We start from the raw sequence: 11,316 nt of genomic DNA, 5'->3' as shown, positions 1-11,316 counted from the left end.
CGTCGCGGCGTCGTGGTCGCAGGGCCTGGACCCGGCGTACGAGCTGACGGCCTCCGTACCGAGGGCCGGACTCTATCTGGTGCTGCGCACCCTCACCGCCCCGGCGCCGCCCCGGCGCCGCCCCGGCACCGTCACCGGCACCGCCGGTGGCCCCGGTGCCGGTGCCGTGCGCACGGCGTCGCCAGGCCGGCGGTCGTCTTCCGGCTCGTCGCCGCTCGGCCGTCTTCAGGCGGCCGAGCCGCGGCCGGTGTCGCGCGCGGCGCCCGGGCGGCCCCGCGCCGCCGAGGACGGGCGGTGTTCGTGACGCGGGTGGCGCTGCGGCAGCGGTGCTCGTGACGCGGACGGCGCTGCGGCGGGTCCGCGGCGCGGGCGGCGCCGTGCGGGAACTCGGGTACCTGCACCGGGCCTTGCCGGTGCGCTAGTCCTTCCGGACGGCCCTCAGCACGACGAACTTCGGGTCGCCGGCGACCAGTTCGCAGTTCCCGAACAGCCGCTTGAGCCTGATGTGGTAGCCGAGGTGCCGGTTGCCGACCACCCACAGCTCGCCGCCCGGCCGCAGCGCCCGCTTCGCCCCGGTGAACATCCGCCAGGACGTCGCGTCGGTCGTCGCCTGGTGGGAGTGGAACGGCGGGTTGTTCAGGACCAGGTCCACACTGCCCGGCGCCACTCCGGCCAGCCCGTCCCCGACGCGGAACTCGGCGTGCCCGGGCACCCCGTTCGCCTTGTACGTCGCCTCCGCCGAGGCCACCGCCTGGAACGACTCGTCCACGAACAGCACCTCGGCCGCCGGATCGGCCAGCGCCACCGCCGTACCGACCACGCCGTTGCCGCACCCGAGGTCCACCACGCGGGCCGCGCCCGGCCCGGGCAGGTGCCGCAGGAAGAAGCGGGTGCCGATGTCGAGCCGGTCCGCGCAGAAGACCCCCGCGTGATTGACGACCGTGCTCCCCGACACCGCCCCGACGTCCTCCGGGAGGGCGTATCCGTACGGCCACGGATTGGCGGGCCGCTTCAGCGCCGGATCGGGGGTGCAGAAGATCAGCCGGGCCTTCTGCCGCGCCAGCGAGGTCCGGGTCGGACCGAGGATCCGCTCGAACAGCCGGAGCGTGGAGGTGTGGATCTCCTTCACCATTCCGGTGCCGACGACGACCGTGCCCGCGTGCACGGCGGGCGCCAGCCGCAGCAGCTGGTCCTCCAGCAGCGCCAGGCTCTTGGGCACCCGCACGAGCAGCACGTCCATGCGCTCAGGAGGCGGATCCTGCGTGGTGAGGAGCCGTACGGCACCGGGCTCGACGCCGGCCCGCGCCAGGTTGGCCCGCGTCGCCTCCTGCGTCAGGAAGGAGTCGGTGATCTGCGTCGGCCCGTGCTCCGCGAGCGCCGTGACCAGGGCGCCCCACCGGTCCCCGACCACCACGACCGTCCCCTCGAGCGGCACCTGCTCCTCGGCCAGGTGGCGCAGCAGATACGCGTCGGAGGCGTCCCAGGCACGCAGCCGGTCGCGCGGATCCTCGGGGAAGCGGGTCAGCTCGACCTCGCCCCACGGTGTCGTCATAGGGTCGCTCATCGTGCGTCCAGGCTAGCGGAGCCGCAGATCAGGGGCGGTGAGGGAGGATGGGGGTGTGGACGCGGAGCTGTTTCCCAGGGAGCGCGCGGAGGTCGTGCCGGGCGCCGTGCACGTCCCGGACTGGCTGACCCCCGACCGGCAGCGCGAGCTGCTGGCCGCCTGCCGGGAATGGGCCCTGCCACCGGCCGGCCTGCGCACGGTCCGCACCCCGGGCGGCGGCACGATGACCGCGCGCCAGGTCTGCCTGGGCCGGCACTGGTACCCGTACGGCTATGCCCCCTCGGCCGTCGACGGCGACGGAGCGCCCGTGAAGCCGTTCCCGGCCTGGCTCGACGAGCTGGGCCGGGCCGCGGTGGCCGACGCGCTCGGCCCGCGGTTCGTTCCCGCCGACGCCTACGACATCGGGCTGATCAACTTCTACGACGGCGACGCCCGCATGGGCATGCACCGCGACGCCGACGAGCAGGCGGACGCCCCGGTCGTCTCGCTGAGCCTCGGGGACCGTTGTGTGTTCCGCTTCGGCAACACCGAGACGCGCACGAAGCCGTACACCGACGTGGAGCTGCGCAGCGGGGACCTCTTCGTCTTCGGCGGACCTTCCCGGCTCGCCTACCACGGCGTACCGCGCGTGCACCCGGCCACGGCCCCGCCCTGGCTGGGTCTCGCCGGCCGGTTGAACATCACGTTGCGGGTGAGCGGCCTGTAGCGGGTGGCGTCGGCTGTCAGGGCGTGCCGCGCGTGCGTCTGGGGATGGTCCGGCCCTGGCTTCTGGCCGGCCGGTCGAACGCCGCGTCGCGGGTGAGTGGCCTGTAGCGGGTGGCGTCGGCGGTCGGGGCGTGCCGCGCGTGTGTCCGGGGATGGTCGGGCCCTGGCTTCTGGCCGGCCGGTCGAACGTCGCGTTGCGGGTGAGCGGCCTGTAGCGGGTGGCGTCGGCGGTCGGGGCGTGCCGCGCGTGCACCCGGCCACGGCCCCGCCCTGGCTGGGTCTCGCCGGCCGGTCGAACATCACCTTGCGGGTCAGCGGCTGGTAGCCGGCGGTGCCGGCCACTACTGGTGCGGATCATGGGAGACTCGCTCTCATGAGCGGCGACGCGGATCCCCGGACGGCGGGGGAGAGGACCACTTCGAGACCCCGGCTGGACCGGGGGCGTGGTGCACTCGGGCCCGCGCTGGAGCTGGTGCACACCGGGCGGGCGCCGACCCGGGCCGTCCTCACCGCCGAACTCGGAGTCACCCGTGCCACGGCCGGCGCGGTGGCCGCCGAGCTGGAGGCGCTGGGCCTGATCCGGGTGGACGCCCGGCCGGGAGCCGCGGCCGGTTCCCAGGGCCGCCCCTCGCACCGGCTGGAGATCGCCGAGGACGGACCGGTTGCCCTGGCGGCCCAGGTGCACGCCGACGGTTTCCGGGCCGCACTGGTCGGCCTCGGCGGGCGGATCGTCGCGACGGCGCCCGGCTGCGAGACCGTCGACGCCGACCCGGCGAAGGTGCTCGGCTCGGTCGTCGAGGCGGGCGCCGACCTGCTGCGCACGACCGGCCGCAGGTGTGTCGGCGCCGGACTCGCCGTGCCGTCCGCCGTCGCCGAACCCGACGGCCTCGCCCTCAACCCCCTGCACCTGGCCTGGCCCGTCGGCGCCCCGGTCCGGCGGATCTTCGCGGAGTGCGTGCGCGCGGCGGGCATCACCGGCCCGGCCTTCGCGGCCAACGACGTCAACCTCGCGGCTCTCGCCGAACACCGGCACGGCGCCGGCCGGGGAGCCCGGGACCTGCTGTGCGTGGCCACCGGGCACCGCGGCGTCGGCGGCGCCCTGGTGCTGGACGGCCGCCTGCACACCGGCAGTTCGGGCCTCGCCCTGGAGGTCGGCCATCTCACGGTGAATCCCGAGGGCCGTCCCTGCCACTGTGGAAGCCGGGGCTGCCTGGACGTCGAGGCCGATCCGCTCGCCCTGCTGGTGGAGGCGGGCCGGGCGCCGGGTCCCGAGGTGTCCCTGCTCCAGCAGGCCAACGACCTGCTGCGCACGCAGTACGCCGACCCGGCCGTCCGGATCGCCGCCGAAGCCCTGATCGACCGCCTCGGCCTCGGCCTCGCGGGGCTGGTCAACATCCTGAACCCCGACCGCATCATCCTCGGCGGCCTGCACCGCACGCTCCTGGACGCCGACCCCGCCCGACTGCGGGCCGTCGTCGCCGACCGCAGTCTGTGGGGGCAGAGCGGCGGCGTTCCGATCCTGCCGTGCACCCTGGACCACAACAGCCTGGTCGGCGCGGCGGAGCTGGCCTGGCAGCCGGTACTGGACGACCCTCTGGGCGCGCTGCGTTGACGGTCCCTCAGGAGCGCCCGGCGTCTTCGAAGGCCCGCGTCTGGGCCGAGCTGCACCGCCTGGTCCTCGCCGACCATTTTCTCGCCTTCACCAGCATCGCCCGCACCCTCGTCTGCCACCGCCGACTTGCCAGATGAGATGACCCCTCAGGGTCCGCCGGCTTCCCAAGGGCCCTCCGGCTTCTCAGGGCTCCGGGCTTCCCAAGGCCGCCCGGCTTCTCAGGGCCCCGGCTTCCAGTGGCTCCTCGGCTTCCGAGGCGTCCGACCGAGGGGCCGGTTCACCACTGCCGGCCCCGGGGAATCCGCTCTCGGCCCGGCGCGGACAGGTGCAGCACCTCGAAGACATCTCCCGCGGCCTCGGGGGCGTCGTCCTCCCACAGTGAGAACCGGACCAGCTCCCAGCAGTGCGTGTCCACGGCCGCCGCGGCGAGCACGGCCCCGTCCGCACCGGCCAGCCGCTCCGTGTCACCGGCCGCGTCCTCCATCAGCGCGGACAGCTCGATCCCGTCCGGCAGCGGCTCCCGCTGCCGGACGGCGAACGCGGCGCGCGACGCCGTGCCCTCGGCGTAGGCGAGCCCGGTCCACTGCCGTACCGCGGGCCTGCCGAAGTCGTCCACCGGCCGCTGGAAGCCACCTCCCCACAGGAAACGGTTCATGCCCGCCAACGAGTTCCACAGGTAGAACGGCGCGTACTGGTTGACCGGGGACCCGTACCGGCCGCGTTCGCGCACCAGGTACGACTTCAGGCCGAGGCCGTCCCAGTCGTCGAGCAGATGCCCGACGCGGGCCACCCGCTCACGGATGATGCCCATGTCGTAGTCGGCGGGCAGGGTCATCTCGTACTGCATGGCTTGCATGAGGCAGTCCATCCTCGGTGAGCGGTGAGCGGTGAGCGGTGAGCGGTGGGCGGTGAGCGGTGAGCCGCGACCGGTCGGATCTGGCCGGGCGCTCGGCGGCCGCCCGTGGGCGTCCCAGTCGGTGGCCGTGCCGCCTTCCCCGGCCTCCATGACCGCGAGAGGGGGCACGAAGGTGACTGGCCCGGCGCCGTGCCGGTGGTGGCGCCAGTGCGGCTGACTCAGTTCTCCTTCGTCGGAGTCGGAGTCGGAGTCGGAGTCGGAGTCGGAGGCGCGAGCAGGGAGAGCAGACCGCGGACACCGGCGTCGAAGTCGGCGGGCGAACCGGACGCCCTGGCGAGGACATAGCCACCCTGCAGGGTCGCGAGTACGGCCGCGCCGATCTCCTCCCCGTCCAGGCTCTCGGTGAACTGCCCCTCCCGCTTGCCCTCTTCGACGATGCCGGCGATCAGCTGCCGGATCCGCGCGATCGTCTCGTCCACCGGTGCCCGCAGCTCGTCGCTCGCGGTCACGTCCGGGTCCATGGTCAGCCGGCCGACAGGGCAGCCGCGGAGCACGTCACGCTCGCGCAGGAGATAGGCCTCGATCCGCTCGTACGGCGTGCCCGGCCCGCTCAGGACGTGCTCGGCGGTGGTCCGCAGTTCCTCGGCCGTCCGCCGGATCGCCGCCAGGGCCAGGTCCTGCTTACCCCTGAAGTGGTGGTACATGCTGCCCTGCCCGGCGCCCGAGCGCTCGAGGATCGCCTTGGGGCTGGTGCCGACGTATCCGCGCTCCCACAGCAGCTCGCGGGTGGACTCGATCAGTCGTTCCGAGGTGCTCATCCACCTACTGTACATACGAGTAGTTACAGTCTGCCAGCCATCAGCCATCAGCCATCAGCCATCAGGCCATCAGCCGTCAGCCGTCGGCTGCCAACTGCCAGCCGCCAATTGCCAACTGGCAACCGCCAGCCGCCAACTGCCAGCCGCCCACCTCAGCCACCAGCGACCAGCCACAGCCACGCCAGCAGCCACCAGCTGTCAGCGGCCCGCGGCCTTCGGCCCGCAACTCCCCGCCGACTTGCCCGCGACTCCCCGCCCCGCAGCCCGCGGCCTTCGACTCCCAGCTCTCGGCTCGCTTCCAAGCACCCGCCGCGCCCCGGGAAGCAGGCCGATGTGCCCCGCGTACTCCGGGGGACGTACGCACACTGCCGCCGGCCGCACGACGACCCGGACCCCCTGCCGACGGCAGTCTCGGGACATCACCCGAAGACCGGAACCGATGACGGAGATGATCCGAGATGCAGACCCTTGCCGACTGGGACGGCGGACCCGGCCCCTGGATCCTGTTCCTCCCGCTGATCTGGGCGGCCGCCGTGGCCGGCGCCGTCACCCTCCTGCGCCGCACCGGGCGGCGCGGCCCCGGCGGCCCGTGGCGGCACTCGGACGGTGGCCACCCGGCGGGCGACTCCCCACTCGCGGTCCTCGGCCGCCGCTTCGCCTCCGGTGAGATCGACGAGGACGAGTACTGGCGCCGCCTGTCCGTCCTGGAGGAGCGGTTCGGCCGCATCGGCAAGGGCGGTGCCGCATGACCGCGCCGCCCGCAGCACGTATTGCGGCCCGCTTCGCAGACGGAGCGACGATCACCGGGGCGACGGGATGAGGATCACCGGCACACGCTGGACCGCGCCACCGGCTGGGGCGGCGCGGCGTGGGCGGGCCGCGGGCTGGGCCCGGTCAGCGGCGAACTGCCGGCCGGGCCGGAATCTGGACCCGTGCGGCGGCCGAAGCGGCTGCCGCTGCCACCGCCACCACAGGCGTCGAAGGCCCTGCCCCTGACTGTGACACGGAAGGCACGGAAGGCACGGAAGGCAACGAAGCCCCGGTCGGAGCGGGCGCCGCCAGACCGCCTGGAGTCCGTGCGCCGACCGCCCTTACGGCGCCGACCGGAGCCGGGGCAGAGGGCGAGGCCGGAGCCCCGGCGGCGACCGGAGGCGGAGCACCGGCGTCGGCCGAACTCCCGGTACCGGCCGGAGCGCCGGCCCCGACCGGAGTGGGGGTTCCCGCCCCGACCGGAGTGGGGGTTCCCGCCCCGACCGGAGTGGGCGTTCCCGCGCCTCCCGGAGCCCAAGCCCCGACCGGAGCCGGCGCTCCCGTCCCGACCGGAGCCGGCGCTCCCGTCCCGACCGGAGTCTCCGCCCCGACCCTGACCGGAGCTCCTGCACCGACCCCGACCCGAGTCCCCACCCCGACCGGCGCGGGTGCCGGTGCCGGTGTCGGGCGGGCTTCGGCCGGGCGGGCCGCCGCCGGCTGTCGTCGCGCCGCTCGGCGCGGTGTGCCGGCCGCGGAGCCGCGTACCACCGCCGGGGCGGGCAGCGTGAACCAGACGACCTTGCCGTTCTCGCCGTCCGGCCGCGCGCCCCAGCTCTCGCTGACCGCGGCGACCATCGCGAGCCCCCGGCCGCAGGTGGCCAACGGGCCGGCGTCCGTCGAGTCCTCGGCATCGGCCGGTACCGGAAGACGCGGGTCGTGATCACGCACCGACACCGTGAGCCGGTCGGGCAGCAACTCGATCTCGACGGTGCACGACTTGTCGGGCCTGGCGTGCCGGTGGACGTTGCTGAGCAGCTCCGTCACACCGAGCGCGGCCCGGTCGATCAAGGGGTCCATATGCCAGTAGCGCAACTGCGCAGATACGATTCTGCGGACCTGGCCGATCCGCGACGGCAGGGCTTGGAGCTCCACCGTGCAGTGCCTGCTTGGGTGACTGATCACGGCTGCGACTCCCCGATGTGAGGTCCGGAGGAACCGGAAGAACACGGAGAACAACGGATCCAGCAGGGTGCTTGCGTCCAAACGGCCGCCTGCTGTGTGGCCGGCGGGCTGGTTCGCAGCGTTATCGCCGGTAAACCCAGAGTGACGTGAGACCAGCGTGCCGCAGCGGATGCGCTCCCGCAACTCGCCGCGACGGGCCGCTGCCCACAGTCACCGACCGTGGATACGGCGGCGGCCGCGTCCGGCACGACCGTCAGCCGCCGCGTCCGGCCGCCCGGCGCACCGCCTCGATGAACCGCCGCGCCGCGGGCGGCCCCGGCTCGCCCGGCGCGGGGTCCTGCTCGCCCAGGGTCAGCAGGTACCGCTCGCCGTTGAGGTCGGCCAGCGCCCGGTCCTCAGGCGCGAACCACGGCTTGGAGGCCCGTACCGCCTGCACCGGCGCGCTGTCGATCTCGCTCCCGTAGCTGGTGAGCAACTCCACCCTGCCGTCGCTGATCCGGACCTGCCCGGCGCGGGTGAGTGAACGCAGCCGCTTGCCGATCCGCACGCCCGTGGCCGTGAACTCCGGCTCCGCCATCCTTCGCCGCCCCCTTGCGGGTCTTCCCGAGGTTCCGTGTTCCCAGGGTCCCGTGTTCCCGAGGCCCCGTGGTCCTGTGGTTCGTGGTCCGTGTGCGCCCCCGTCCGGGACGACCGTCCCGACTCGTGCAGTCTGCCTCCATGCCGCGTGGAGCACCAGTACGCGAGGGACTCCTGCGACAGGCGCCCGGAGCACTCCCGCCAATGCGCCCCCCACTTGCCTCGTACGCCCGTTCCCCAGGGCGCCTTTGGGTGGCTCAAAGATGCGTTTATGCAGGTGGGAAGCGGTCTGAAAGATGCCTATGCTCAAGATGTCGAGCGCGCGCAGCGCCGTCGGCGTCCAGCGTAAGGAGCACCGCCGTGAGCACCATCCCCCAGGCCCGGACCGGCGCCACCCTCGATGTCGACCGCAGCGACGCCCAGTACCGCAACTGGCTGAAAGACGCCGTCCGCAAGGTGCAGGCCGATGCCAACCGCTCGGCGGACACCCACCTCTTGCGCTTTCCGCTGCCCGAGCGGTGGGGCATCGACCTCTATCTGAAGGACGAGTCGACCCACCCCACCGGCAGCCTCAAGCACCGGCTCGCGCGTTCCCTGTTCCTCTACGGCCTCTGCAATGGCTGGATCCGCCCGGGCCGGCCCGTGATCGAGGCGTCCAGCGGTTCGACGGCCGTCTCCGAGGCGTACTTCGCGAAGCTGATCGGCGTGCCTTTCATCGCGGTCATGCCGCGCACGACGAGCGCCGAGAAGTGCCGCCTCATCGAGTTCCACGGCGGCCGGTGTCACTTCGTGGACGACTCCCGGAAGATGTACGAGGAGTCCGCCCGCCTCGCGGTGGAGACCGGCGGCCACTACATGGACCAGTTCACCTACGCCGAGCGGGCGACCGACTGGCGCGGCAACAACAACATCGCCGAATCGATCTTCCGCCAGCTGGAGTTGGAGCGGTTCCCGGAGCCGACGTGGATCGTCGCCACGGCCGGCACCGGCGGCACCTCGGCGACGCTCGCGCGCTATGTGCACTACATGCAGTACGACACCCGCATCTGTGTGGCCGACCCGGAGAACTCCTGCTTCTACGAGGGCTGGACCACCGGCGACCCGGACGTCACCTGCGACTGCGGTTCCCGGATCGAAGGCATCGGCCGGCCGCGCATGGAGCCGAGCTTCGTGCCCGGCGCGATCGACCGGATGATGAAGGTGCCGGACGCCGCCAGCGTGGCCGGCGTACGCGCCCTGGAGCGGGCCATCGGCCGCAAGGCGGGCGGCTCGACGGGCACCGGGCTGTGGAGCGCGCTCAAGATCGTGTCGGAGATGGTGGCCGAGGGGCGCCAGGGCAGTGTGGTCACCCTGCTGTGCGACCCCGGCGACCGGTACCTCGACAAGTACTACTCGGACACGTGGCTCGCGGAACAGGGCCTGGACATCGCGCCGTACACGACGGCGATCGAGACCCTGCTGACGACGGGCGCCTGGCCCGACTGAAGCCGGAGCCCCGGCCGGCACCGAAAGCCGAGCGGCACGGAAAGTCGGCCCGTACGGAGGGCCCAACAGCACGGAAAGCCGGCCGGGACGGAGGGCCCAACAGCACGGAAAGCCGGCCGGGACGGAAGGCCCAACAGCACGGAAAGCCGGTCACCTCGGCGCCGGCGGCATCGCACCCCGGCCGCCGCGAAGGAGCCGGCTACCGCAGCCGCCGGTCCAGTGCCGTGACCGCGTCCCGGAAGGCGCGGCCGACGCCCGGCCGGATCAGGCGGCACACCAGCAGGAACGCGGCCGTACCGTCGAGCGCGAAGGTCATCCGCACCCGGGTCCCGGTGCCGGCCGGCGCCAGCCGCCACTCCTCGACCCAGGCGCGCGCCCCCGGCATGTTGGTCACGTCGACCCGGTAGGCGTACAGCTCGGGAGCCCTGCCCGCCAGTACCGTCTCCTGGAAGCGGGTGCCACCCCGCAGCCGTATGTCGCGCCCGCCTTCCGTCGGCCGGGCCGAGGTCACCGCCGTGAACCACTCCGGCCAGCCCGCCACGTCCTCGGCCAGGGCGTGGAAGACCGACTCCGGCGCGGCGGCCATGTGCTGTGCGAACACCAGCCGTACGGGTGCGGTCCCGACGAATTCCGGACCGACCGGACGCAGACGCTGAGCCATGGCGGCGAACTCCTCGTGAAGTCACCTGCGGGAGCAGGGCGTTGCCCGCCAGCCTAATTGACGCCCCGTCAGATGTCCTCGTCGGCAAGCGGCTCCGGCTCCGGTTCCGGCTCACCCGCCACGATCAGCCGCGGCAGGTGCTCGGAGATCTCCGAGCGGGCGTCGGCGGGCAGTCCCGCGTCGGTGACGAGCGTGTCCACCTGCTCCAGCGTGGCGAAGGAACTCAGGCCCACCGTGCCCCACTTGGTGTGGTCGGCGACCACCACGACCCGGCGCGCGGAGTGCACCAGCCGCCGGTTGGTCTCCGCCTCCGCGAGGTTCGGCGTGGACAGTCCGGCCTCCGCCGATATGCCGTGCACCCCGAGGAAGAGCAGATCGAAGTGGAGTGCGGCGATCGCCTGGTCGGCCACCGGGCCCACCAGCGAGTCCGACGGCGTGCGCACCCCACCGGTCAGCACGACCGTGGCCGCGCCCTGCCGCTGCCCCGAGCTCCGCTGCGCCGCGTGGAAGACGTCCGCGACCCGCACCGAGTTCGTCACCACGGTCAGGTCGGGCACCTCCAGCAGATGCTGCGCGAGCGCGTACGTCGTCGTACCGCCCGACAGGGCGATCGCCGTACCCGGGGTGACCAGCCGCGCGGCGGCGCGTGCGATGTCCTCCTTGGCGGTCGGCTCCAGACCCGACTTCGCCTCGAACCCGGGCTCGTGGGTGCTGGGCTCGACCACCGGCACCGCACCGCCGTGGACCTTCTCCAGCACCCCCTGGCGGGCGAGCGCGTCCAGGTCGCGGCGCACGGTCATGTCCGACACACCGAGCTTGCGGGTCAGCTCGTTGACCCGCACACCACCGCGGCGCCGGACCTCGTCCAGGATCAGGGCGCGGCGCTGCTCCGCGAGGAGGTTCTGATTCTCGCTCACGTACGCTCCGGTCCTTTCGCCGCCGTCCGACACGCTCGGCGCACCTGCTCCGACCAGGATGTTCCTGCCTCACCAGATGCGCGGGCGCCCATCTTTTCACGGGTCGCCACCGGTTGCGCCACCGCCTGACACGAGGCGCATCCGCCCCTGTCGGCGCGGGCCGTCCGCCGTCCCCCGGATCGGGGAGATT

The 11,316-nt window shown here is 73.3% G+C and carries 11 protein-coding genes and 3 pseudogenes; 7 read left to right on the top strand and 7 right to left on the bottom strand.

The genetic code is table 11. From position 1 onward, the window contains the following. Positions 1-304: pseudogene (locus ABVB68_RS17545) on the top strand (hypothetical protein); the annotation flags it as partial. 114 nt (positions 305-418) lie between these two features. Here ABVB68_RS17545 and ABVB68_RS17540 read toward each other — a convergent pair. Beyond that, positions 419-1,552 (bottom strand): methyltransferase, encoded by a 1,134-nt coding sequence (locus tag ABVB68_RS17540; RefSeq protein ID WP_353601967.1) that lies wholly within the window; start codon positions 1,550-1,552, stop codon positions 419-421. A gap of 67 nt (positions 1,553-1,619) precedes the next feature. Here ABVB68_RS17540 and ABVB68_RS17535 point away from each other — a divergent pair, with 67 nt between their 5' ends. From ABVB68_RS17535 to ABVB68_RS17520, 4 genes and pseudogenes are all read left to right on the top strand, one after another. Next, positions 1,620-2,270, top strand: coding sequence for an alpha-ketoglutarate-dependent dioxygenase AlkB family protein (locus tag ABVB68_RS17535; RefSeq protein WP_353601965.1), 651 nt, complete (start codon positions 1,620-1,622; stop codon positions 2,268-2,270). Between the two features lie 231 nt (positions 2,271-2,501). Beyond that, positions 2,502-2,594, top strand: a pseudogene (locus ABVB68_RS17530) (alpha-ketoglutarate-dependent dioxygenase AlkB); the annotation flags it as partial. Positions 2,595-2,642: 48 nt separating this feature from the next. Further along, a complete protein-coding gene (locus tag ABVB68_RS17525) occupies positions 2,643-3,881 on the top strand; it encodes an ROK family protein (protein ID WP_353601964.1) in 1,239 nt (412 codons plus the stop codon). Then, on the top strand, positions 3,878-4,018 hold the full coding sequence (locus ABVB68_RS17520; RefSeq protein WP_353601963.1) for a hypothetical protein: 141 nt from the start codon (positions 3,878-3,880) through the stop codon (positions 4,016-4,018). Before ABVB68_RS17525 ends, ABVB68_RS17520 begins: the two co-directional genes overlap by 4 nt. A 140-nt stretch (positions 4,019-4,158) precedes the next feature. Here the strand turns inward: ABVB68_RS17520 and ABVB68_RS17515 are convergent, their stop codons facing one another. Together ABVB68_RS17515 and ABVB68_RS17510 are read right to left on the bottom strand one after the other, a co-directional pair. Beyond that, on the bottom strand, positions 4,159-4,737 hold the full coding sequence (locus tag ABVB68_RS17515) for a DUF4865 family protein (RefSeq protein WP_353601962.1): 579 nt from the start codon (positions 4,735-4,737) through the stop codon (positions 4,159-4,161). Between the two features lie 218 nt (positions 4,738-4,955). After that, positions 4,956-5,555, bottom strand: a complete 600-nt coding sequence (locus ABVB68_RS17510; RefSeq protein ID WP_353601961.1) for a TetR/AcrR family transcriptional regulator — start codon at positions 5,553-5,555, stop codon at positions 4,956-4,958. A gap of 458 nt (positions 5,556-6,013) precedes the next feature. Between ABVB68_RS17510 and ABVB68_RS17505 the strand changes: the two genes are divergently transcribed. After that, positions 6,014-6,304, top strand: coding sequence for an SHOCT domain-containing protein (locus ABVB68_RS17505; RefSeq protein ID WP_353601960.1), 291 nt, complete (start codon positions 6,014-6,016; stop codon positions 6,302-6,304). Positions 6,305-6,965: 661 nt separating this feature from the next. Here the strand turns inward: ABVB68_RS17505 and ABVB68_RS17500 are convergent. Then, a pseudogene (locus ABVB68_RS17500) lies at positions 6,966-7,487 on the bottom strand (ATP-binding protein); the annotation flags it as partial. Between the two features lie 253 nt (positions 7,488-7,740). Beyond that, positions 7,741-8,064, bottom strand: a complete 324-nt coding sequence (locus ABVB68_RS17495) for a hypothetical protein (RefSeq protein WP_353601958.1) — start codon at positions 8,062-8,064, stop codon at positions 7,741-7,743. Between the two features lie 359 nt (positions 8,065-8,423). Between ABVB68_RS17495 and cds1 the strand changes: the two genes are divergently transcribed. Next, entirely contained in the window at positions 8,424-9,548 is a 1,125-nt protein-coding gene (cds1, locus tag ABVB68_RS17490; RefSeq protein ID WP_353601957.1) for an L-cysteine desulfhydrase Cds1, read from the top strand. A gap of 199 nt (positions 9,549-9,747) precedes the next feature. Here cds1 and ABVB68_RS17485 read toward each other — a convergent pair whose 3' ends face one another. Together ABVB68_RS17485 and ABVB68_RS17480 are read right to left on the bottom strand one after the other, a co-directional pair. After that, positions 9,748-10,209 (bottom strand): SRPBCC family protein, encoded by a 462-nt coding sequence (locus ABVB68_RS17485; protein WP_353601956.1) that lies wholly within the window; start codon positions 10,207-10,209, stop codon positions 9,748-9,750. A gap of 68 nt (positions 10,210-10,277) precedes the next feature. Then, complete coding sequence (locus tag ABVB68_RS17480; protein ID WP_353601955.1) at positions 10,278-11,126, bottom strand: DeoR/GlpR family DNA-binding transcription regulator; 849 nt, start codon at positions 11,124-11,126, stop codon at positions 10,278-10,280. Between the last annotated feature and the right edge of the window lie 190 nt (positions 11,127-11,316).

The sequence above is a fragment of the Streptomyces sp. NPDC096012 genome (genome assembly GCF_040426375.1).
GTDB lineage: Bacteria > Actinomycetota > Actinomycetes > Streptomycetales > Streptomycetaceae > Streptomyces.
This window is presented reverse-complemented; position numbering and strand designations above follow the sequence as displayed.